Source organism: Variovorax sp. LjRoot290, from assembly GCF_964253985.1.
Lineage (GTDB): Bacteria > Pseudomonadota > Gammaproteobacteria > Burkholderiales > Burkholderiaceae_C > Variovorax.
In genome coordinates, this window is the sequence record NZ_CAXURW020000001.1 from 2881026 (window position 1) to 2905982 (window position 24957).

Genomic DNA, 24957 nt, shown 5'->3' on the forward strand with positions numbered 1-24957 from the left:
CTAACCGACCTTGATCTGCCAACCGTCGATCAGCGTGTCGGGGTCTCCTTCGATGTTCGTCGCGATGCCGTCCATCAGACGCTTGTCGAAGCGCGGATTGAGGTTGAAGAGCTGCGCCAGCGCTTCATTCACGACGTGGTTCTTGCTGCCCTCCTGCCGCGCGGCACCGAGCTCGGGCGGCGTCAGCAGGGTCTGCAGGTTGTTCTCGGTGATGCCCCACAGCGTCGCCGTCTCGCGGCGGTCGCCGCCGACGCTGACGAAGATCGGCTTGACGACCGGTTCCTTCTGCGGCTTCGGCTCCTCGCCTTCGTCCGGCTTTTCCGGCTCGCCAGGCTCGTGTCCCGGAGGCGTGCTCGGGCTGCTCGAAGGCGGGCTGCTCGGCGTCGTGCCCGTCGAAGGCGTCGGGTGGCCCGGCCTGGCCGGATCCGTTTCGAACAGGCCGGTGAAGCCGTTCCAGACCATCTGCACCACACTGTCCTTCTTCTCCTGCTCGGTGCCGGCGATGGCCTTGTACAGCACCGTCGCCGCCGGCACGATCGCGATGGAGCCGACCGCCGACCACTTGAGGATCTTGGTGGCGGTCGGGAAGGCGCCGTTGCGCAGCGCCGGAATCTGCTGCAGGCCGACCCAGGTGCCCGTGAGTGCAGCCTGGGCGAAGGCGCCGTAGGCCAGGATCTCGGGGCCCGTCTCCATCAAGCCCATGCCCACCGCGATGGCCCGCCCGGCGCTCAGCAGCCCTGCGTAGTCGCGGTACTTGTTCCAGTCGTTCTTCTTTGTCTGGGCGGCGGCCTTATCGGCCTGCAGTTCGGGATGGGCCTCGAGGTAGTCGTCGACCTTCATGTTGGCCGCCTTGGCCTCGTTGGCGATCTTGAGTTCGACGGTCGCGAGCGCATCCACCTTGTTGTTGTAGATGTAGTTCGCGCCGAGCGTTCCGATCGACAGGACGTCGGCGAAATTGCCTGCATGCGTCTGGATGGAGTCGCCTGCATTCAGCGGCTTGAAGACGGTACCCACGAAGGTGTTGAGGCTCACCGCGATGGTCGCGCGGCGGCTGAACAGGCCCAGGCGCGTGTTGGGCGAGTTGGTGCTGCCGCCCAGGCCTTCGGCCCCCTTCGGATCGACGCCCTTCTTGCCCGGGAAAAGCGCTTGCAGCTTCTCGTAGAGCGCGGCATGCGCCTCGCGCAACTCCGCCCGATGCTTCACCGAGTCGCTGAACCTGGCATGCACCTCCGGAAACTCGCGCAAGAGCCGGGCCTCTGGCGAGGTGTCCGCGTGCGAAGGATCCGCTGCCATCCGGAGCTGATCGGCGTTCATCTTGTCGATGCGCAGCAATAGCTCGCTACGGATCTCCGACTTGTTCCTGCCCGGAAACTCGCTTCGCAAGCCGCCGAAGAAGTCGCGCAGCCCCGGCACGCCCTTCATGTAGTGGGCAGGCGCCAGCGTCTCGGCGGTGTCGCCGGGCGATCGAATGGTGTGCAGCTGGAAGTTCCTGTCGGAAGGCGCGTCGGCCCAGGCCTCGCGGCTGGCCTTGAAGGCTGCGCCCAGCGTCGCGACCTCGTCCACCTTGTCGCGCAGCGACTGGGCCTTGGCCTCATCCATGATCTTGTCGCCGCGCCAGCCGCTGCCGTTGATCACCTTCTCGACCAGCTTCTCGGCCGTGGCGCGATCGCCGCGCGTGGCCGCGGCCATCGATTCCTTCATGCGCTGCGATGCGGTGAGGTAGGCGGCGCGCCCGAAGCTCGACAGCGGATAGCTGAGGTAGCCCGCCGTGCGCCCGCCGGCCAGCTCCGCCGGCAAGCCGAACACCGGCTTCATCGCCTCGAAGCCGACGCGCACGCCGCCGGCGATCATGGTCATGCCCTTGGCGCGGATCAGCGCGTCCTTCGGCTGCTCCGACAGCACGCCCTTGATGCCCTGCCTCCAGCTCGGCACGCGGGTGGTCGCGGCCAGGGTGGCCGCATCCCTTGCATTGGGCACGCCGATCGGCAGCACCTGGCCGTCGCCGTTCACATGGACCGCGCCGATGATCTCGTCGGCCCCGACGCGGCAGCGAGCGGCCAGCGGGAACCAGGCGGTATCGGGCTGCACGCGGTTGATCCAGCCACCGCCCTCGCGCGCGGCGGCCGCGCTGGCGTCGGCGAAGTTGTCGTAGGTGTCGCGGTTGCGCGTGCGCACGCCGCCTTCGCTGCCGTAGATCGTGTCGCGCGGGCCCAGCTTCGAGACCACGTAGCGCACGCCGGAACCCTCTGGCGGGTCGGCCATCAGCGCGGCCGTGACCGCGGCCTCGTCGGCCGAGGGCACGAGCGGCGTCGCGGGCGAATCCGGATCGGCCGCCAGCTGCTGCCGGCGGATCATGCCGTTGGCGTGATTGGCCACGCTTTCCCAACCGCGATCGCGGCCCATCGTCGTCGGCGGCAGCGGCACGCCGTCGGCATCGAAGCCGGGGCTGGCGCGACCGCCGGTGCCGGAAGAAGCCTGCGCTCCCGGGTTCGCGGCGGGCGGTCGCGAACCCGCGCCGCTGGAAGGCAGGGATGCCGGGGGACCCGACCCCTGCTGCCCTTGCCTCTGCGGATTGACCGACGGCTGCCCCTGCCCGCCCTGCCCATGCGCGCCGGTACCGCCCTGGTTGTTCGCCGATGCCTGCGGGTTGAGTTGGCGCAGCGTCGCCTGGCGATGCGGCGAACGCGTGAACGGCGCATTGGGCGCCTGGGCGTCTCCACCGACAGCCAGGAGCAACTGCTGCTCCTGCGGCCTGCGCGCCGATGCCGGCACAGAGCCCGGCCCCGGGTCCGGCCCGTCGCCGGCGCGGCGCAGGAGCAGCGGGAGCACCTGGGCCAGCGGCGCGTCGGGCGCCTCCGCCGCAATGACCGGCGGGCCATCCGGATGCAGCAGGCGGACGTCGCCCGGCGGCGCTTCGCTTGGCGGCGCGGGCTGTTCACGGAAGGGCAGCAGCGGGTCCTCCGCCGCCGCGGCCGTGACCCGCTGCGGATCGTCGATCACCACGGGGTTGCGCCGGCTGGCCAGCGGCACGACCTTGCTGCCGTCCGCCGCGCCTTCGTTCGCCCGGGTCGCGTGCGTGGCCGGCGGCGTCTGCGCGTGCGCAGTGTTCACCATCGGCTTGACTGCGTTGTGCACGCGGACGTAGCCGCGTGCGAACACCGGCGAGGCGAAGCCGGCGAGGTTCAGGCCCAGCATGCCGAGCTGCTTCTCGCGGTCGGCGGAGTTCATGTGCTCCCAGTTGTCGATCGTGTAGCGCGCACCTTCCTCGAAGGCAGCGACGCTGCCCACGCCCAGCGGCTTGGCCGCCGCCGCGGCGGGCTTGCCCCAGGCCTGGGCGCTCTGCGAGTAGCGCACGAAGTCGTCGAGGTGCTTGCCGGCCGCGGTCGCATCGCCGGCTCCGCGCGCCGCCGTCGCGGCCTTGAGCGCATTGCGCGCGCGCATCGCCTGCATGGTGGCGCGCGTGGAGGCGCCGACCACCGGCACGCTGACCGCCGACAGGCCGAGGTTCAGCCAGTCCAGCCGCGCCTGCGTGCTGGTGAACGGATTGATGTCCTGGCCGTGGCCGCCCTGCTTGACCAGGCTTTCCGTGGAGGTGGCGATGCCGTAGCCGGCCGCCAGCGCCGCCGCGGAGCCGGCGATCAGCATCACGCCGGGCGCCGACAGGGTGCCGAGCGAACCCACCGTCAGCACCACCCCGGCCACCAGGCCGGCCACGCCGACCACGACGTCGAGATGAGACTTGCGCCTGAAGGTCTCCCAGCCGGTCTCGGTGCGCGCGTCGCCGCTGAAGAGCTTGACGTTGCCGTCGGCGTCGAGCGTGAAGTTGCCGTCCTCCGGCGTCACGAGGTTCACGCCTTCCACCGGCAGGTTGTTGTTGGCGCGGTAGTCGTCGAGGCTGTCGTACTCCCAGCCCTGCTCGTCGACGTACTTCGCTTCACCGGGCTTGGTTTCGACTTTGAACAGCGCGGTCTTCACGATGCCGCCCTGCTCGCCCTCGAGTCCGTAGACCACCGGCAGCACCATCACCCTGGCCTTGTCGCCGCCCAGCTCGACGAGCTTGTTCACGGTCTTGTCGAGGATCTCCTTCTGGTCCTTGTCGAGATTTCCGAACAGGTTCTGCGTCTGCTGCAGGCGCTCGTTGTTGGCCGGCGTCGCCGGATCGAGTTCGATGTCGGGCTTCCAGCCGAGCGCGATTGCGACCTGGTTCGCGAGCTGCGTGCGGTTCTGCATCTGCGTGAACTGGCCGCCGAACTGCACGTAGTGGGTGTTGATGATGGACTGCGCCATCAGCTCCGGATCCTTCATGAAGAGCTTGTAGAGCTCGGCGCCGTCGCCGTGCTGGTCGGGCCGCAGGTTCTGGGCGATGAAGTTCTGCTCGCGCGCGCTCGCGCTCTCGGTGGCGCCGGCCGCCTGGTAGCGCTTGGCGACGTCGGCCTTGCGCTGGGCCGCCTGCAGCGCCTTCCAGGTGTCGCTGCCGGTCTCGGCCAGCGCCGGGTTCTCGCGCTTCCACTTGTCGTGCGCAGCCTGCGCGGCGCCCAGATCGCGCTTGGCCGTGTCGGTGTAGAACTTGTTGTGCGAGCCCAGCCATTTGCTGCGTGCGGCGAGCGCGCTGGCGCGTGCATCGCTCTCCAGTTCTGCCGGCGGCTTGGCGTAGCACATGGGCTGCGCGCGGCCTGCGCGTTCGTTGGCCTCGTAGAGCTGGCGCGTGCGATGCGCCTCCTGCCACAGCAGCACCGCGTCCACCGCCGCCTGCTCGTTCTTCGCGATGGCGAGGCGCGAGTTGGCATCGTCCAGGGCGTTCTTCAGCTCGGTGCGATCGCCGGTGCCGGCATCGTAGGCGGCCTGCGCCTTGTCGCGCTCGCTGGTCGCGGTGCCGACGTTCTGGTCCACCGTCTTCTTGCGCTGCGTGAGGTCGTCGCCCAGGCGCAGCGTCGGCACCGGCTTGCCGTCCGGACCGATCAGCGGCTGTTCGCCGGGCGCGGGCGGGGCCTCGGCCCTGGCGTCGCCCAACTGCTGCTCGACCGTTCCGCGTTCGCTGCGCGCCTGCGCCAGCCGCCCGTTGCCGAACACCGAGGTGTCCCACAGCCGCGCCGTGGCGGGATTCATCCTGTACTCGCCCTCGCGCACGGTGAAGTTGCGCATGTCGCCGTAGCGCTCGGACTTCTGCCAGCCGATGACCTCGGAGTCCTTATTGATGATCACCGTGTAGCCGCCGCCGCACTGGTCGTGGCGCACCTCGATGTCGTCGGGCGAGAGTCCGCGCGGCAGGCCTTCCGCACTGACCTTGCCGTCCGCGCCGGGCTTGAGGTTCCAGGTCGGGTCGTAGTTCTGCGGGTAGACGTCGCCCGTGACCGACTCGCCGTTCTTCATGAACATCGACAGCTGCGGCTTGGCGAAGGCGGTCTGGCCGTACTGGTTCTGCGCCGCATACCAGTCGCGTTCGGCGTCGATCAGCTCGAGCTGCGTCTCGTAGTCGCGCACCGCGAGCTTCAGCGCGTCGAGCTCGTCCAGCGCCTTGTTGCGCTCGGCCTCGGTGGCGGTGCTGCCGGGCGCGGTGAGCTTGTCGACCTCGCCGGACTTGGCCTGGTAGTCGCTGCGCGCCTGCGGCAACTGCTCGTTGCGCATCTTCTTCTCGTCGGCGGCGGAGAGCTTGGGCTGCGATTCCTCGTGCTTGTGCTGCTTCTCGCGCGCGGTCTCGCGCAGGCCTTCGAGTTTCGCCGCATCCACCGGCTTGCCTGCGGCCTGGTCGCGCTCGGCGCTGCGCAGATCCTGCATCGCCTTCAGCGCGTCGGCCTCGGCCTGCGCAGTGCGCTGCTTCTCCAGCGCCTCGCCGAGCTGCTGCGGCGTGGTCGGCGTGGCCACCGGACCGATGAATCCCGGCGGATGCTTTGAATTCAGCCCGGCCGGGGCCGCCGCCACGTCGGCATTGGCATCGGCCAGCCGCTGGTTGATGGCATCGGCGTTGTCGAGGTAGCGCGCCGCATCCAGCTTGGGGCCGCTGCCGTCGGTGCCGCCGATCAAGTCCTCCTTGACCTTGCCCAGAGTGGAGCCGGTGTCGCCCATGCGCTTCGTGGCGGCCTCGCGCTTGTCGTGCGCGGCCCAGAGGCGCGAGGTGACGGGATCGAGCTCGGTCTTCTTGTCGCCGTCGACGTAGTAGTACTTGCCGTCGCTGGCCTGGACCTTCTTGCCCTCCTCGCTGCCCGGCTTGGCCCAGAAGGCGGGGTCGTAGCCCTCGGCCTTGACGGTCTTGGTGGTCTGCTTGTCGCCGTCGTGCTCGGTCACCGTGTAGGTGCCGGGCCGCGTCTGCGACTCGGCATTCCAGGCGCCCTCGGCATCGGTGTACTCGATCTCGGCGTCGCTGCGATCGAGCTTGGCGGCCTCGTCGTCGGCGAGCGCGTGCATGTAGCGCTGCCCCTCCTGCGCCTCGCGCAGGGCGGCGTCGGCCTCGGCGATCTTGCCGGCATCGCCGCCGGCCACCGCCTGGTCGTACTTGGCGCTCAGGTCCTTGACCTCGAGATCGGCCACGCGCGCGTTGTAGTCCGCGTTGACCGCGCCGACGACGTTGGTCTTCGGATTGGCCGGGTCGGCCGGATCGCTGGTGCCGACGGCCTTGTTCAGTCCGTCGAGCTTCGCGTCGGCCCGGTTCGCCACGCCGCGCAGGCGCGCGGCCTCGTCCTTGGCGTTCTGCTTGGCGGTGATGATGGTGTCGTTGCCGCCGGGGCCGTCGCCGAAGCTCTTCGCGTAGGCCTCGGCCTTGTCGGCCGCGGCGTCGGCATCCGTCGCTTCGGTGCGTGCATCGGCAACCTGCTTCTTGCCCGACTGGTTGACGTTGTACTGCTCGCTGCGCAGCTGGCGGATCTCCGGCGTCTCCGCCTTCACGCCGGCCTGTGCCTTGTCGACGTAGGCGCCCATCGCCTCCGGGTCGAAGACGCCGCCCTTGTCGATCGCCTGGTTGATCCTGGCGGCCTCCTGGTCGATGGCGGCGCTCGGGTCCTTGCCTTCGACCTGCGCCTTCAGGCCCGCGATGCGCATGTCCTGCTGCGCAGCTTCCAGCCATTCCGTGACGGCGACGTTGAGCGCGGCCTTCTCTTCATTGGTGCCGTCGCCGCCCCTGGCCTGCGCGTCGAACACCGGCTTGGCGGCCTTCTGCGCCTTGTCGAGCAGGGCCTGCGTGCCCGCGCTGGGGGCCGGCTGGTCGGCGACCTGCGCGCCGGCCGCGGGCTCGTACAGCGCCTGCGTCTTCTGCGCGGCGTCGACCTCGCTCTGCGCCGCGCGCGTGGCCTCCGACGGATCGTTCGGCGCGCGCCGCTGGCGCACGTCGTCGAGCTTGGAATTGGCGAGCGTCTCTTCCTTGGTGCGCAGATTGGCGGTGGCCTCCTTCTTCAGCGCATCAAGTTCATCGATCTTGGCTTGCGCGCGCAGCTTGGCCGCCGCGTCCTGCTCGGCCTGGGTCTGCGCCTTCTTGGCCTCGGCAGCCTCCGCCAGCTTCCTCGCATCGTCGGCCTTCTTGCGCGCCTCCGCGGCCAGCCTTCTGGCTTCCGCGGCGATCCGTTGGGCTTCTTCCGCTGCCCTGCGCGCAGCCTCCTCGGCGCGGCGCCGCTGCTCCTCGGCGGCTCTGACTGCCGCTGCATGGTCGATGGCCGCTTGCGACAGGCTTGGCGAGGATGCGGTGGCGGGTGCGACCATGAGCGCTCCGGTGGATGCGTTGATTCAGTGGCGATTCGCTCCAAAGGATGGTCGATAAGAATGACAGGCAGATGGCCAGCAACGACGAGAATTCGTAGTGCGGGTCTGTGGGGTGCGAGAAGAGTCCGCGCCGGTAGCGGAAACGCGCGGAGTTGATACCGATCCCCAAGGAAAACGTGGCCGCCGGCGAAAGATTCTGGGCTAATCTTCGATGGCTGCAGTAGTGGCCCGCCTGCGCTGTTCGCAAGCAAGATCACGAAGGCGGGACCTGGGTCAAGGCACAAGGCCGCAGCCGGCTAAGACCCGATAGCGGAGAAGCGATTCGAGATGCCGCAATCGAGCGGTCTCGGCATTGCGCTTCTTCCAGACTTCCTCGTCGCTCAAGAACCGGCCGCGGGCCGCCTCCAGCGGGTGCTACCCGATCTGGAGACTGACGACGCAAGAATTGTGGCGGTCTATCCTGAAAAGCGGCTTCTGGAACCTCGGGTCAGGCGGTTCATCGATCTCATGGTCGCAGAGCTGGGGAGTTGATGCGACCACAAAGCTCAGGAGCCTTCACCCTGCTGCCCCTGGCTCGCGGCGTTCACCAGCTGCACGCGGTTGCGCGCTGCGAAACGGCGCCGCAGCTGCCGCATGTGGTAGTCCACCGTGTGGGCCGAGAGGCGCAGCCGGTGCGCGATCTCCTTGTCGCTGCAGCCTTCGAGCAGAAGCTGAAGGACGTACTGCTGCGTCGCCGACATGGCGGACATCTCCGCGCGCGCGGCCGCCGGGGCGGCCGGGAGGCGCGAATGGCGCGACAGATAGTCGTGCAGGCTCAGTCCGAGCACCAGGGCGCGGCCGACCACGGCGTCGGTGATCCAGTCGCGGCCGGGCGAACGGGACAGCAGGCTGATGACCGTGTGCTCGTTCACATGCGTGGGCGAGGCCAGGCGAAAGTACACGCCGCTGCGGATGCCGCTGCCGCGGAGGTCGGCCAGGAATCGCTGCCGCCGTCCGGCAGAACCTGACGAGGCTTCGAGCCGATCGATATCCCACACCAGCGGCAGGCCGGACGCAGGCGCGTCCCGGAACCGCGGGTCCACCTCGTGATGGCGCTGCGAGAAATAGCGCTCTGTCCATTGCGGGTTCGCATGGCCGGTGAAGAAGCTCAAGTGCAGCAGCTGCCCGCGCAGCTGCGTGATCACGCCGTAGCTCAACCATTCGAAGCCGATCGCATGCAACATGGCGCGAATCAGATCGCCGCGCGCCTCGATGCTGCCCGCGTCCAGCAGCTCGCCGACGAAGCCCGGCGCGCCATCCGCATGCGGGGGCCTCGCTTGCGGCAGATACAGCTGCGCCTCCGAATAGAACTGCGGAAGCGGCGGACCGCCGCCTTGCGGCTGGTGGCCGTCTTGGCTCGCGCGCGAGCTCGCTGCGACCGATCGAGGATTGGCGCTGGCTGCCAGCGCAGGGCGGATCAGACTCGCGAATGCATTCATCGCGCCCAGTCTAGGAGCGTCCCCACGGGCGCACCAATGGCAATTGCGGCATGCGCCATAACCCAAATGCATAGCCCGCACGCGGCAGCAGCGCCCGGCGCGGCGCCGCATTCCCGATCTCACTTGCGTGCGCCCGGCGCTCAGGGGTGCAGGTCCCAGACCATGCGCGCGTAGTTGTCCAGCCCTTCGACGCTCTCCGGCAGCACCGTGGACTTCGAAGTCACCTCGCCGCCGCGCGTGCGAATCTTCCGCACCACGATCTGCCCGGCCTGCGCCGCGCCCGAATCGGTAGCCGGGAAGCTGCTGTCGTTGTCGTTCATCCTGCGATCGGTGAGCCCGTGCATGACGCTGATCCAGTCCTTGGCGGGAATGCCCTGCGGCCCGTCCTTCGCCAGCCGGTCGCGCAGCAGTTCCAGGCCCTCGTCCACCGTCCTGCCCTGCGTCTTCATCAAGGCGTTCCACGCCACCATCGGCGACACGCCTTCATGCGTGCAGTCCAGCATGGCCTTGGCCTGCGCGTCGGTGAATCCCCTGTCCATCAGCGCATTGCGCAGTGCCGGATCGCGCTGTGCCTCGCGGGCATCGACCTGGTCGTAGTGGTGGGCGATGTTGTAGAACTGCTTGATGCCGGTAAACACTGCCACGCCTATGCCGGCGATGCTCGCCACCTCGCCCGGGATGGCCAGCAGCGCGCCCAGCTCGACGGCGCCCGCGCGCGTCAGCGCAGCGCCGGTGACATTGATCAGACCGACGCCGCCGTCCACAACCCCGCTCACGCCCATGCCCACGTTCGTATAGGTCACCCAGGCCGGCACCGTGTTCGCCTGCCCGACGGCCAGCGACAGGTCGGCCACCCCCACGCCGGCCGTGCCGAGGCCGAAGAAGTACTTCCAGGCCATCTTTCCCTCGATGTCCGCCGCGGCGCCGTCGATCACCCGGTTGCCGGCCAACGAGCGCGCGGCCATCAGCGTGGTGTAGGGCTTGGCCATGAAGAAGGCCTGCGTCGGCGCGTAGACGCGGTGGTACCACTGGGCGTAGTCCTGCACGCCGTCGGCCATGGGCCTGAGGTTGGTGAGCTCGGTGCTGACGTTGTGCGTCACGAAGCCCGCGTTGGCGACCCAGCGCAGGACCTGCCCGAAGGCGGTGTTGGCGTTGGTGACGTTGTTGATCGTCTTCGCGCCGACGCCGAGCAGCTTCTGCAGCTCGCTGTCGAGCTCGGCACCCAGGCGGGCATATTCGTCGATCCGGGCGGCGTCGGATAGCTTCTTCGCATCCACCTCCTTCACCATGCCTACGTACTTGTCGACCAGCGCGGTGCCCTGCCTCACTTCGTCCGCGTTCAGGCCCAGCACCTTCGCCATGCGCTCGGTCTTCAGCTTGAAGGCATCCCAGCGCTTGGCATAGTTGGATGGGTCGGTCACCATGCCGTTGAACTGTGCATCGGCCAGCATCGACCACACCATCCGGGTGGTGCCCGACACGTGGCGCGTGACGAACATGACCGGGTTGATCAGGTACTCGACCATCGTGCGCGGGTCGGCCACGCCCTGCGCACTGCGGCTCAGAAGCTCCTGGCGCAGCTGCGGGCTCTGGCTGATGGCCAGGTTGACGTCGGACTTGTTGTAGACCGTGCCGAGCGTTCCTTCCAGACCCTGCTCGGCCTCGCTGCTCGACTTGCCGAGCCGCAGGCCGTTGAGGCTGTCGTGCGTGTCGGACAGCGTGCGGCCCCACTCGCCGACCACGCGCGTGGCGGCATCGACCTTGTCCGCCACGCCCGGATTCACGCGCCGGTACTGCGCGATCGCCGCGGCCGCGCCCTGCGGCGTGCCGTCGGAGAAGTTCGCCACGTAGAAAGACATCGAGGCGCCGGTCGCGTTGTAGCCGGCACTGCCGCGCAGGTTGCCCATCGCCTCCGCGAGGTGCTTGTCCTGCGCCTGCAGGCCCTCGTCGATGCCGGCCAGCACGCTGTCGCGCAGGTCGTGGTTGCCTTGCTTCTCCAGCGCATTCGCGAGCTCGACCGGCAGCTTCGCACCGCCCTGCTCCACCGCCCCCGACACGGCGCGCTGAAGACTGACGACGAATTCCGGCCGCTCGACGAAGCGGTCCTTCAGCAGCTCGGTGGCGAAGCGCTCGGACCAGGCCGAGGTCGGCGAACGCGCATCGGCGGCCTCGGCCACGATGGACAGGCCTTCGACGAGCTGCTCGAACTGGGTCATGCTGGCAACATCGTCGCTTGCCCGGGGCAGGTTCCGGTGCAACAGGTCGAGCATGCCCTGCGCCACCGGCTCGGCGATCTCGGGGGGTGCATCGCGGTATTGCGCGAGGTAGTCGCCCACGTCGTGCATCTGCAGATCGTCGAGCAGGCCCATCGCGCGCGTGCGTTCCGACTCGAACAGCGGCAACAGGCCCGCTGCGGCCTTGTCGCGTTCGGCCGCGTCGCGGCTGGCATCGAGCCGCGTGCGCGCTTCCCTGGCGGCACCGGCCACGTCGCCCTCGGCCAGGCGCTCCTTGACCACGCCTTCGGAATACAGCCGGCCCAGCATGGACGCGTTGTTCCCGACCAGCGACTGGTAGGCGCGGCCGTCCGGGCCGATCTCCATCAGCGTCGCGGCGGCAAAAGCGGCCGGGTCCTGGCGCGCCAGCTCGCGGCTCTTGTCGTTCACCAGCGCGGGATGCTTGGCGACGAGCTGCGCGTAGTCCATCTGCGCCTCGACGTCGGCCGTGGTGCCTTTCAGCAGGCCCGAATCGCGCAGCGCATCGCGTACCGCGATGTCGCTGCGCACGTCGAACTTGCCGAGCGCGATCAACTGGGCGCGCTGTTGGTTGGCCGAGGCGACGGGGTTCTCGCCGCGCTGCACGTCGCTGCGGATGGCCTTGAGCATCTCGGCCGAGAAGGCGCCCCAGTGGCGGTCGGCCGTCGCCTGCAACGACTGTGCGGCTGCGGGATCGTGGCCCGGCTGCCTGGCCAGCGCGTCGGCCTCGTGCTGCTGGTGCAGGGCCAGGCCGAGCGTCACTTCGGCCGGTACCGAGAAGGCATCGGGCGACGCGCGGAAAGCAGGCTCGCTGTGCTGATGCGGTGTGGTCGCGGAGATCGGATTGCGCGGCAGCCCGACGATGCCGGTCGGCACGTCATGGCCGACGTCGATCGGACTGATGGCGTTGGCCGTGGTGATGCCCACCGCCGCCACCAGGCCCAGCGTGATCTGCCGCTTGATCGTCTTGCTCATGCTCCAGCCGGTGGGCGGCTTGGCCTTGTTCTCCAGGCTCGGCAGCGTGAAGTTGCCGTCGCCGCGCGGCACGTCGCGCAGGCCGTTGACCGCCTTGACGCGGGTTGGCGACTGGTTCGACACGATGAACCAGTCGTCGGTCGATTGCGGCAAGGCCTCGCGCGGCGGCCGCACCTTGCTCGAGCGGATCAGCAGGTTGGGATCCCGGCGCTGTTCGGCCGTCGGCTTGTCGGTCTGCCGCGTGATCTCGCCCGTCTCGCGGTTCTTGATGCGATAGACGGTCTCCTTGTCGCCCTTCGGCTCCAGCCCGAACTTGGCCCCCATCTCGCGGCGCGGCATCAGCCCGCCAACACCTTTGCCCGGCGTGCTGTTGCCGTACCAGCGAACGGTGTCGGTGCCCGCCGCGACGCGGCCCTTGCCGTCGATCTGTTGCAGGCTCAGGTCGACGGCCGCGGCCGGGTCGGCATAGAGGTCGGGCTGGCCCTTCACGCGGTAGACGTAGACGTTGTCGTTGCCGAAGCCGCCGCTCGTCAGCCTGGCATGCACCTCGGGCCATTCGTCGCCGCGGAAGGCGGCGCTCTGCGGCTCGGCCGGGCGCGCCGCGGCGGGTTTCGGCGTGCCGCTCTTCGGCGCTGCCGCGGTCGCCGCAGGGTCCGCACCGTGGTCGGCCTTGACATCGAGCGCCGCCTGTCGGAACAACTCCGTCATGCCGACGTGGACCGTCGGGCTGTAGCCGGCGGCGTTGTCGATGCCGGTGCGCGACTGGCTGTCCACGCCGCCTTCGCGGGTGATGGCGCGGATCACGCGCGGCACATCGTCCGCCGAGGGCAGCAGGTCGCTGCGCTTGTGCGCCACCTCGAGCGCGGCCACGGTCGCGTCCGCGCCCCAGCTGCCGATGCCGGCCGTTACGAGCTGGTCCGCCGTCACCTCCGAGGCGATGCGCTGGCCGTCGGGCGCACGGCGCACGCGCTTGTCCACGCTGCCGCCGCCGACTTCGTTGCCCACGTCGAGGATGGCGATCTGCGTGATCTTCGCTGCGTCGTCGGCGCGGCCGCCGTTGATTTCGCGCGCCGCGTAGAAGAACTCGTCCAGCGCCGCCACATGGTCGGTGATGCGCTCGCCGTTGGAGCTCCAGTATTCGCCGTTCGCATCGCGCCCCGGCGCCTCCACGCTCACCAGCGCGTCCGGGTCCAGATCCTGCAGCATGCGCAGGGCTTCGCCCTTGGCGTGCGGGCCGATCTGGAGGCCGAAGGCCTTCACCTCGATGTCCTCGCGCCCCAGCACCGCCAGCGCGGCCTTCAGCGGCTTGACGTTGGACGGCACCGTGATGCAGGTCGTGTCCTTGCCCAGCTTGGCCAGCGCGGAGGCCAGCACCGCCGCGCCCTTGGTGCTGTCCGACTCGGGTGCCACACGGCCGGCGGCGGTGCGGACCGGAAAGCCCGCCACCACCACCACCTTGCCGGCATCCCCCAGCAACCTGGCCGCGGCGTAGGCACCGCCGGGCACGTGGATCGGGAAGCCGCGGCCCGAGGGGTCGAAGGCCTGCAGCGCGTCGATGGGATCGCCCGCCTCGTCCTTGTTCAACAAGTTGCGCACTGCCTCGACGTCCACATCGGCGCCCAGCTTTTTCAGGGGAACGAGCGTGACGTCGTCGCGCTGCAGTGCGATGCGCAGGGTGTCCAGCACCTCGCTCTGCTGCACCGTGGCCTGCTTCGGTTCGACAAGACCATCCTTGACGGCCTTGATCTTGTCCACCACGGCCGTGGTGATGCCGATGGCGCGGCTCGGCCCTGTGCCGGTGCCCGGTGGCAGTTGCGCCGCCACCTTGATCGCCATCATGGCCTGGTGGGCCATCGGGTTGATCATCTTCACGTCCCCTCTGCCGCGCGCCTGAAGCGCCTTGGCGAAGAATGGCTCCAGCTCGGGGTAGTGGGTGCAGCACCAGGAGACGGTCGTGACTTCGGGCTTCGCCGTCAGGATCTTGTCGACATAGTGGTCGGCAGCCCTCTGCATCAGCTGCTGCATGTCCTTGTTCATCGGGTCGGGCAGGAACTGGTTCACGATCGACGCGACGTCCAGGCCCTCGTCGGTTCCGCCCACCGGAAGCACGTCCTTGTCGCGGTAGACGCCAACGATGTCGGTGTCCGGCAGCGGGAGCCTTGCCGTCGGCTCCGTGGAAAACGCAACCACATGCTCGCCCTGCTTGACGAGGTTCTCGTGGAAGCTGCGCGTGCTGTCGATCAAGTCGATCACGGGGGCCTTGATGCCGCGCGCGTAGTCCCCCTTGCCCGATGTGCAGGCCGTGTTGCACGCCATCACGATCAGGTCCACGCCGACCTTGTCGAGCGTCTCGAGGCCCATGCGCGTGTGATCGGCAATGGGCTGTTTGCCCCCCAGGCTACCGTAGGTGCCGGCCCCATGGTCGCCCACCATCACCAGGTCGACGCGCGCGCCGGTCGTCTCTTCCACCACGCGCTTGATCTCCGCCGCGGCAATGATGCCGCCCGAGCCCGAATCGAACACGCCCAGCCGCAGCCGCACGCCGCGCAGGTCGATGCTCGGCGCCATCTGGATCTTCTCCGCGCGAACCCGCAGCATCGCGGCCACCGCGGCCTCGACGTCGGGCGACATGCCGCCCACACCCGACGTGCGCCCGCGCGCATCGGTGCTGAAGGGCACGCGGCTGCGGGTCTCGCTGTCGATGCCGCCGGCCTTCATCATTCCCATCACCATGCCGCGCACGGTCTTCTCGTCGGGCACGGCGCTCAGCGCACCGGTGCGGCGCACCATCTCGGTACCGAAGGCATAGCCGACCCAGTTGGTGCGGCCACCCGTCATCGCCACGTCGGCGGTCACGATCGACGCGATGCGCGTGCCGTTGGGCGCCGGCTGCACGCGCGTGTGCACGTCGGGATGCCCACCACCCACCTCGTTGCCGAGGTCGAAGCCGGCGATGGTGGTGATGTTGTCGTTGCGCGTGGCATCGATGAAGAGCTGGTCGCGCGCCGCCGTGTGGTAGCCGATCGCGTGGCCCTGGCTGTTGTGGTATTCGCCCTTCTCGGTGCGGCCTGGCACGTCGAAGCCCATCAGCAGGTCGGGCTGGTGCCGCCTGAGCAGGGTGGCGGAGCGCCATTCGGCACGCTTGCCGCGCGCGTTGAAGCTCACGATGTCGTAATGCTCGCCCTTGCGCTCGCCGAGCGCTTCGAGGGCTGCTTCCAGCACCTTGCGCTGGCTCCGGCCTGCGGCGACGTAGGTGACCTTGGCGTCCACCCCGTGCGTCTGGCCCGCGTACAGGCGCACCGCCTTGCCGGCCACGGCCGCGCCGCCGGGACCGCTGGTTTCGGCGCGGCCCGTCTCGATCGAGTAGCCGGCGGCGATCATCACGCTCGGTTTGCGGCCAGCGGCCACGGCGCGGTCGATCGCCGCCGTGGCCGCGTCGGCGCCCTCCTCGATGCCGCCCTGGCGGAAGATGCCTTCGGCCGGCCGGCCCACCGGCATCGTCAGCGCGGCGTTGTACACGTGCGCGCGCCCGGTCGGCGGGGCGGCCGTCAGGTCCCAGCGATCGAACTGCGGATTCGCGATGCCCACCGGGAAGGTGCTCTTGTCCTTGTTGGCGTAGAACGCGCCCAGGATGTTGTGCGAGCGCGCCTTGCCGGCGGAAGTCATCGCGCCGATGCCGCCTTCGGGCGCGACGCGGTAGATCCACGCGCCGTCATTGCGCTTCGCGACCGCGTCGAGCGCCTTCTCGATCGTGTCGAACACGTCGCGGCGCTTGGCGCGCACGTCGTCGCCCGCGAAGATGCCCTTGCTGGGTTCCCGGCCCGACACCACGAAGCATTCTTCGGAGCCCGGCGCCGGATTCTTCATGAGCGCCTGCGTCACGGCCCTGTCGGCGTCCGACAGGATCATGCCGGTCGGCAGCTGGTCGGCCTGGCCGGCCTTGCGCTGCTGCACGATGGTGCCTTCGAGATGGAGGGCGGCAGCCATCCAGTCGCCGTCGGTCCCGAAGGCCGAGGGTTTGAGCGGAAGGCCGTCGTCGCCGGCGCCGGCCGCGCGTTGCACCGCGCGGCTGCTCAGCGTCACCGGACCTGTCGGCGAGGGACCCTCGCCCGCATCCATCGGCAGCGCCTGGTTGCGCTGCACGGCGTCGTAGACCTTCTCGGCCCAGTCCTGATGCGATGCCGTGGAAAGGTCTTCGCCGCGGTAGGCATAGAAGGCATCGAGCTTCTCGCCCAGCACCGAGATCAGCTCCTCGTGCGCCGCGCTCGAGAAGCGTGCGCGCTCCATCAGGCCTTCGAGCTCGGGGTTCATGCGCAGCAGCGCGTCCAGCGTGACCGCGGTGTAGGCGCCGTGGTCGAGGCTCTGCCCGTCTTCGAGCCTGTAGCGGCCGAGCTGACCATCGAAGCTCGGGTCACCGGGCCGCGGGCCGAAGCGCGCCTCGGCGAACTGCTGAGCCTTCCGCTCGGCGTAGGCCTCTTCGAGTGCCAGTCCGGTCGGCCGCTGCCGGGCCGGGTCGAAGCGCAGCAGGCCCGACATCGGCTCGATGACGAAGGTCGGCTTGAGCGTGTGCGAATCCTGCGTCTCGCTGAGCACGAAGACATTGCGCTTGTTTTCATTGCCATGCGCCAGCTCGTGCGCGGCGGTTCGCAAGGTCGGTGCGGTGCCGTGCTCGTTCTCGACCGCGGGGTCGCGCACCACCAGGGCCACGCCGTCGCGCCGGTGGTAGATGCCCCGGTTGTTCGGCACGGTCTCGGGCCCGACCACCCGGAGGTCGATCGGCGCCATGCCGAGCTGCTCGCCCCATGCACGCACGCTGTCGAGATCGAGGCCGTGTTCCCGGCTCGGCAGCGCCAGCAGCTGCGCGCGCGACTGCTGTGCGCGTTCGAGCGCTTCGGCCACGCGCGGGTCATTGGCCGCGATCTGCGTCACCCGCTTCGACTTGTCGACGTAGTAGACGGTGGCATCGTCGGGCACGGTGAGGAAGGTGTCGCGGGCCACGCTGCCCGGCAGGATGAGCCCCGACTTACGCGGCGCGACCTGCGGATACACCACGCGCAAAGGCAGCGTCTCCGCGTTGTCGCTGTGCGGGTTGGGCGACACGTCGACGAGCTTCGCGGGTTCGGCGCCGTTCTTGTCGATGCCGAGCGTGGCCAACACCGACTCGGGCGGGACCGAGCCGTCGGCCCGAAGCAGCGGCTCGTAGACGAGCGCGATCCTGTCGTTCCCGCGCAGGTTGTCGCCCGCCTGCGCGGCGGCGAGCGCCTCGTCCAGCGTGGCGTAGCGCGCGGGCGGCATGGCGAAGAAGTCCTCGGCCGAGCTGCTCGCCGCGTAGGCCGCCTGGCGCTGGGCCGGCGTCACCTTGTCCGTGGCCGGCGGCAGGCCGCGATCGGCGGCGTTCAGCACCACGCCGGTGTCTTCGTCGAAGGGGCCGGCGTGCAGGTAGAAGGCCGTGTCCTTGAGCGTGCCGCCGGACTGGAGGATGGCCTTGAGCGTCTGGCTCCAGCTGACGGTGTGCGCATCGCTGCCGGGCGGGGGTAGCACATATTCGGGCGCGGAAGCGGACGCGGCCGCATCGTCCGACCCACTCGACTCGGGCGGGACCGGGCGCGACAGCAGGGGAACGACCCCGGCCACGTGTTCGCCGGCCGACTTGGTGGCCAGCACCACGATCGCGGGATGCTCCGCATCGGGATTCGGGTTGCGGATGATCTTGATGTCTTCGAAGCCGGCGGCCCGCAGCCGCGCGTGGATCGCCACGTCCTGGTCGTTGTCGCGGTCCTGAGCCGCTTGCGATTCCTCGCTCTTGCGCGGGACCGCACTGCCGGTGCCTTTGGTCTTGCCTGGCGTGCTGCCCGAGAACCCGGTGTCGCCATCGCCGTCCGATGCCGACACCACGGCCTTCTGCGTGTCGAGCGCGATCCGCAGCTCGACCTTGCCGCCCGGCGCGAGCGCGTCCGAGGCGTGCGTCGGCATGTCCCCATCCGACAGCAGATGGGGCAGCTCGACGTCCGTCACCACCAGGTTCGTGATGCTCTGCCCGTCGATGTCCGCCAGCTTGCTCGTCTGCGTGCTCAGGTCGACGGGTTGCACGTCGAAGGCGTCGGTCTCGCCGGTTCGCGGCAATCCGGCCTGCTCGGCGTTGCCGGCCTGCGCATTCCTGGCCCGCGCCGCCATCTGCGGGTGCAGCGCCACATTGTTGAGCGTGCCCGGAACGACCTGCAGCGAGGCCGCGATGAACTCGCCCCGGTTCATGTGCCGGCCTTCGTTCACCAGCGCGATCAGGTCGCCGGTGCCCAGGCCTGCCACGGCGTCGTTGGCGAACTGCGCGCCGAGGCCCACGCCCGACACCTTCGCCTTCAGCGGGTTCGCGCCAGGCACACTCCTCATCAGCGGGATCGCGCCCGACACGCCACCGGTCACCGGCGCGGTCACGAGGCCTGCCACCGAGCTGACGATGGTGGATGCAATGCGCTTGTCGCCCTCCTCCGTGCCCAGCTTGCCGTCGAGCCCGGTGCGCATCGTCTCCACCGCCACCCGGCCGGTGCCGTCGACGGCTTGCGAGGTGACGCCCGCACGCGCGCCGACCACGGCCCGGCCGGCGATGTTGAGCTCGTTCCCGGAGGCGACCTTGAGCGAGACGCGCCCGCCGGTGTTCAGCGTCTGCTTGACGGCCAGCTTGGCCGTCAAGGCGGTGCTGGTCTTGATGCCCGCGCCCACGCCGGTGGCGGTGACGGCGTTGGTGGCGACGTCGATGGCCTCCTCCTTGAGCGTGAACTTGACGTCGTCCCAGCTCGCGTTGCCGGTCCGCCACTTGGCCCCGAGCGTCACCAGCGAGGTGTGGCCGTCGGCGTAGATGTCGCGCCCCTGCGCAGCCGCGACGATGTCGCCCGTCGTGTCCCAGGCCTCGTTGACGATCATCGCCACGCCGAAGCCCAGGCCCACGTTGCCGCCGGAGGCGATGGTGGCCGTGATGCCGGCGGCGGCGACGACGGTCATGCGCACCGCGTCGTCGACCACGCTCCAGGTGCCGTCGCTGTCCTCGACCTTCTCGGCCAGTTCGCCCGACTTCACGTCGTACTTGTCCATGAACGCGTCTTCCTGGCGCGCGTACTCGGAGATCGAGATCTTTCCCGAGGCGAGGTCGTTGCGCAGCTGCCGGGCCTTGTCGAGCTGCTCCTGCGTGTAGTCCTTCGCGTCGTCGGCCGAGTCGCCGAACATGCCGCCCCAGGCATCGCGCACCCAGGTGTGGCCCTCGATGCCCTTCTCGATGCCGTCGAGGTCCTCCTGCAGGCGGGCGTCGTCCTGGTCGCCGAGGCCCAGCAGCTGGCCCTTGAGCGCATAGCGCATGTTCATCGCCGACTGCAGCTCCTTGCCCTGGTCCGAGGCGGACAGCAGCTTGGCGATCTCTTCGCTCCTGTGCTCGGCCGCGCGCAGGCTGCGCTGCTCGTCGTCGGTGCCCAGCAGGTCGAGCTGGGCCTTGAGATCGGGGTTGCGCTTGTTCCAATCGGCGATGTAGCTGTCGACCGCGCTCGTCTTGTCGCGCATGGCCTGCTCCGACAGGTCCTTGATCTGCCCCTGGAGCTTGCTGGTCGCCTCCTGGTTGTCTTCGGTGTACTTGTTCTCGGCCTCCTTGAGCTTCTCCGGATCGGCACGGTCGGGCGCGGACACCGTCAGCAGGTACTGCGTGTGCTTCTTGTCCTCGGCGAGCTGGAGGCCGCTGATCTTGCCGTCGGCCACGCTCTTCGTGAGCGCGTCGAGCTGGTCCTGTTCCCCGAAGTTCTCGGAGAAGAGGGTCGGGTTCGCCGTGGTCCAGGCGTCCTTCTTTTGCTGCAGGCGGTCCAGGTCGCCCTGGATCAGCCTGTTGCTGGCCTCGCCGCTGGCAATGGAGGCATCGTCGTACCTGATGTTGGATTGCAGCTCGGCGTCGCTCGCCGCATTGCGTTGGACCCAGGCATCGCGGGCCGGCCGCCATTCGGCGGGAATGTCCTCGTCGCCGTACTTGTCCATCGACTCCTGCTGGTAGACGAAGGCCTCCCATGCCGCGTCGTGCTCCTGCTGGGCATCGGGAAACATCCGCATCGTGGGGATCTGGCCCTCGGCCTTCATCTTCTTCGCGGTTTCCTCGTCGATGCCCTGCCACATCCAGACCTCGTCCTTCCACTTCTGGAACTCGGTCTGCAGCTCGTCGTCGGCGGCGAGCTTGGCGTCGTGCTTCTGCTGCTTGTCGAGGCCGGCCCTCGACAGATCCACGTCCTTGTCGGCGGAAGCTACGAGCCGGTCGACCTTGTCGAGCAGGGCGAGCTTCTCGTCCAGCGTCTTGGCCGCGGCCGCCTGCTCCTCGCTGCCCGGACGCGCGTAGGCCAGGTTCTGATAAGCCACGGAGGCCTGCTCGTCGACCACCACCTGCTGGTGCTTGGTGAGCGCCGCGGTGGCCTTGGTGCTTGCGATCGTGGCTTCGCCCCTGGCGGTGCTCTGCTGGGCGACCAGCTGTTTGCGCTGCTCGTTCAGCTCCGTCACCGGCTCGCCCATGCGCTTGTAGAGGCGAATGGTCTTGTCCAGGTCGCTGATCTGCTGGCCGTAGCTGCTCGCCTGCGCGGCCTTGTCGTCTGCCAGCTTCTGCAGATAGCCGACACCGCCGGCGACCTCGACGAGCTCGGTCTTCTGGGTCTTCGGATCGGTCTGCCGGACCTTGAACACCGTCTTGTCGTCGATGACCTGGCGGCTGACGTCGTCGTGCTGCCAGTCGTGCGTCTCCACCACCACGCGGTTGGTGGTCGGGTCATAGAGCGTGCGCACCTCGACGTCGCCGTTGTCGGTGGTAGGCTTGATCACGTCGACAGTGCCGGCCGGCAGCGACGCCAGCACCTGGTCTTCGGTCAGGCCCAGGCTCTTGGCCACCTCGGTCACGGATTTGTTGTCCTCGAAGATCGCCTTGCGCGCCGCTTCGCCGGGCCCGTCCTTCGCATCGGGCTCGCCCATCAGCACGGTTCGCCGGCCGCTCGCGCTGGTGGCCACCACCTGCAGGGTGCCGTCGCTCGCGGTGGTCTTCTCGAGGGTGGAGCCGTCCTTGTTGAAGGTCTTGACCGTGGTGGGCACGCCGGCCACCACCATCTCCTGGCCGGGCTCGAGCGCCTTGCCGTAATCGACGTCGGGGTTCAGCGCCAGCAACTGCTCGGGCGTCAGGCCCGCGGCCTCGGCCACTTCCAGGTAGCCCTCGTACTCGCCCACCGGGCGCGTCACCTGCGCGCCGGTGAGCGAGGTGGTGGTGTCGGTTCGCAGTCCGTTCTTGTCCACCACGCTCACGGTGCGGGTGCCGGCCTGCGTGTCGATGGTCTGGGTGACGGTGTCGCCGGTCTTGGCGTCCTTGGTCGTCTGGCTGTAGCGGCCGTTGCCGTCTTCCATCGCATCGATGGTCTTCTTGCCGCCGGGCGCCTGCGGATCGGCCAGGCTGCCTTTCACGGTGATGGTGTCGTGCTTCGTGTCGTGCGTGTAGGTGAGCGAGGCATCGCCGCGCTGAAGGGTGGTCACCTGCACGTCGGCGCTCGGCGCGCTCGACGAGATCTTCACGCCGGCCGCGCTGGCCTCGGCCACCACCTGGTCGACGCTGAGCTTCCGCTCGCTCGCGATCTGGTCCACGCTCTTGCCGTCCGCGATGTCGCCCAGGGTCTTCTTCACCTGCGGCGTGACCACCGGCTCGGGCTTCTTCAGCAAGGAGTTGAAGGGCGTGGTCGCGCTCAGGCTCGTGGTCGATGCGGTACCGGACGGCGCCAGGAGCAGGTTGTTGCTGCCGGTGGTGCCGGAAGGCGTGGACGCGAGCGTCGGTGAAAACAGCAGGCTGTTGCTGGCGGCCGGCGTGGTCGTGGCCTGCGGCGACACCTGAAGCAGCTGCGTGAGCGGCGAATGCAACGGGTCGTCGGCCGTCGGCGCGGGTGGCTGCGCGGCATCGGCCGTTGCGGGCGGGCTGCCGTAGAACTCGGTGCTGGCCTCCGCCCCGGCGGCATCGCCGAACTTGGCTTTCGCGGCGTCGGCCTCGCCGCGCAGCGTCTTCGCCTTGGCCTGGGCCTCGCTGAGCGCGGTGCTCTCCTCTTCGGTGATCGTGTATGACGGGCGGCCCGCCACGGGGGTCAGCTCGACGACCTTGGCTTCGGCGTCCTGCGCCTTGCTCTCCTTCTCCTGCGAGTCGAGGTAGAGCTTGGAGAGCTCGTCGGTCTTCTGCGCGTCGTCGCGTTCGGTCTGTGCGTCCTGGACCTTCTTGTGCGTGGCGGCGCTGGCCTTGGCCTCCGGACTCTTCTTCTCTTCGCGCTTCTGCTTGACGTGGGCCTGGAGCAGCGTGGCGTCCTTGTCCTTCAGGTTGGCCTCCGCGCTGGCCTTCTTGGCGCGTGCATCTTCCAGCGTGCCGTCCTGCCGGGCCTTCTTGGCGATGTCGGTGTCGGTCGCCTTTTTGCTCTTCTTCGCCTGCGCCTCCATGGCCTCGGCGTGCTCCTTGGCCTGCTTCGCCTTCTTCTGCGCTTCGATCGCGCGCTTGCGGGCCTCTTCGGCCTGGCGCTGCGCTTCGCGCAGCTTTTCGAGCAGGGCCTCGAGCTGGCGCTGCAGTTCGCGCGCGCGCGCCGCGGCATCCGACTCGCCCGAACTCGCAGGCTGCTGCGCCGGGTTCACGGGATTGGGTGTGCTCACCGGCACGCGCACGCTGCTGCCACCATCCGCAATCATGACCATGGCCTGTTCCTTTCGATCAAACGGTTTCTCAAGACTCGTTGCCCTGCGCCCAGCGCAACAGCTTGGCCACGGGCGCATAGAGCGCTCGCGGAATCGGCTGGTCCTCCGGCACGTCCTCGTAGATGCGCTCGGCCAGCGCGGGCTCGAATTCGGTGGGGACCAGGCCTTCGCCGGCGAAGCGCCGGATCTGCGCTGCCACTTCGCCCTCGCCGCGCGCGATCACGCGCGGCAGGTCGGTCTCGCCGAGGTATTGCAGGGCGACGGCGACGCGCGGCGAATGGATCACGGCCGAAGCCGCGCGCACCCGGTCGTTCAGGCTCGCGTACACCGCCTCGAAGTGGGCCGTGCGGCGGCGCGAGCGGTTGATGGGGTCGCCCTCCATCTCCTTGTATTCCTGGCGGATCTCCTCGATGGACATCCGCTGCTTCTTCATGAACTCGTGATGCTCGTGCGCGTAGTCGACCATGGCCATCACGGCATAGATCAGCACCGCCCAGCCGAAGGCGACCAGCACCATGTGGGCCGAGGCCGTCATGATTCCCTCCGGCCGCGCGTACCCCAGCTTGAGCGCCGTGTCGACGAAGCCGCGCACCACCACGAACATCAGCACGCCGAGCAGCGCGGTCTTGGTGCACATCTTCAGCAGGTTGATGAGGTTGCGCGTCGAGAAGATGCGCGTCAGGCCCTCGGCCGGATTCATGCGGTTCACGTCGGGCTTCAGGCGCTCCCAGGCCGCCACACCGCCGACCTGGAACAGCGAACCCACGATGCCGGCCGCGGCGGTGATGGCCATGATCGGCAGCGTCCCCCACACCAGCGTCTCGCCCGTGTGCAGCAACAGCTCGACGAAACGGTCGTCGGGCGCCGTCAGCAAGCTGGTGCTGGTCGCATGCAGCCACAGTTCGCGCAACAGGCTGTAGACGAGCTGGCCGCCCAGCCACATCGACACCACGACCACGATGAACACCACGGTCGAGGCCACGTCGGTGCTGAACACCACTTCGCCGCGCTTGCGCGCATCGCGCAGGCGCTTGGCGGTGGGCTTCTGGTCTTTCTCGGCCATCGTCGCTACAGGGTCGCCCTGAGGAAGTCGAGCACCCCGTTCTCGGGCCGCAGGAAGTCCTGCAGCGACTCGTACACGAAGAACAGGAACAGAAGCATCATCAGGTGCGCCAGAAGGCTCTTGAGCGGCTGCGCGACGACGAACACGTTGAGCTGCGGCGCCACCCGCCCCACCAGGCCCACGCCCAGCTCGACCAGCAGCAGCACCACGATGACGGGCGAGGCCAGCTTCACGATCCACAGGAACAGCGTGTCGCCCTGGCGGATCGCGAACTGCTCCAGCACCGCGCCCAGGTTGGGAAAGAAGGAAGCAACCGGCCAGAGACGGTAGGAGTCGACGATCACCCCCAGCATCGCGAGCAGGCCGCCGCCCGACACGAAGAGCGTGATGACCATCCAGCCCAGGAATTCGCTGGTCGGGCCGTTCTCGTGCCCCGCCACGGGATCGAAGAAGGAGGCGTTGCTGGAGCCGGTCTGGAAGTCGATCAGGTCGCCGACGCTCTGGATGGCCCAGATGAAGATGCCGAAGCCCAGGCCCAGCATCACGCCGATCAGGGCCTCCTTGGCGGCGATGAGCACCCAGGTGACCATCGACGCGGCAGGCATGTCGCCTGCCACCGGCGACATGAAGATCGCGAGCATCAGCAGGATGCCGTTGCGCACGACACCGGTGATCATGCCGCCCGACAGGAAAGGCACGACCGCGAAGATCGCGAACAGCCGCGGTAGCGTGAGCACGACCGCCGAGAAAAACTTCTCCATGCTGGCGAGTTCGAGGCTGTCCATGG

6 protein-coding genes are annotated in these 24957 nt (G+C 68.9%); 1 reads left to right on the top strand and 5 read right to left on the bottom strand.

Features of this window, described 5'->3' with window-relative positions:
* On the bottom strand, positions 1-7686 hold the full coding sequence (locus ACSQ9A_RS14465; protein WP_436304120.1) for a DUF4781 domain-containing protein: 7686 nt from the start codon (positions 7684-7686) through the stop codon (positions 1-3).
* Positions 7687-8013: 327 nt separating this feature from the next.
* Between ACSQ9A_RS14465 and ACSQ9A_RS14470 the strand changes: the two genes are divergently transcribed.
* Positions 8014-8217: a LysR substrate-binding domain-containing protein gene (locus tag ACSQ9A_RS14470; protein WP_436304121.1), complete on the top strand. Its 204-nt coding sequence runs from the start codon at positions 8014-8016 to the stop codon at positions 8215-8217.
* Between the two features lie 14 nt (positions 8218-8231).
* Here the strand turns inward: ACSQ9A_RS14470 and ACSQ9A_RS14475 are convergent, their stop codons facing one another.
* From ACSQ9A_RS14475 to sctT, 4 genes are all read right to left on the bottom strand, one after another.
* Entirely contained in the window at positions 8232-9164 is a 933-nt protein-coding gene (locus ACSQ9A_RS14475; RefSeq protein WP_436304122.1) for an autoinducer binding domain-containing protein, read from the bottom strand.
* Positions 9165-9304: 140 nt separating this feature from the next.
* Positions 9305-23107, bottom strand: a complete 13803-nt coding sequence (locus ACSQ9A_RS14480; RefSeq protein ID WP_436304123.1) for a glutamate cyclase domain-containing protein — start codon at positions 23105-23107, stop codon at positions 9305-9307.
* Between the two features lie 28 nt (positions 23108-23135).
* Positions 23136-24170 carry an EscU/YscU/HrcU family type III secretion system export apparatus switch protein gene (locus ACSQ9A_RS14485; RefSeq protein WP_436304124.1) on the bottom strand — a complete coding sequence of 345 codons (1035 nt, stop codon included), beginning with the start codon at positions 24168-24170 and terminating at the stop codon, positions 23136-23138.
* Positions 24171-24175: 5 nt separating this feature from the next.
* Positions 24176-24955, bottom strand: coding sequence for a type III secretion system export apparatus subunit SctT (gene sctT / locus ACSQ9A_RS14490; protein ID WP_436304125.1), 780 nt, complete (start codon positions 24953-24955; stop codon positions 24176-24178).
* Between the last annotated feature and the right edge of the window lie 2 nt (positions 24956-24957).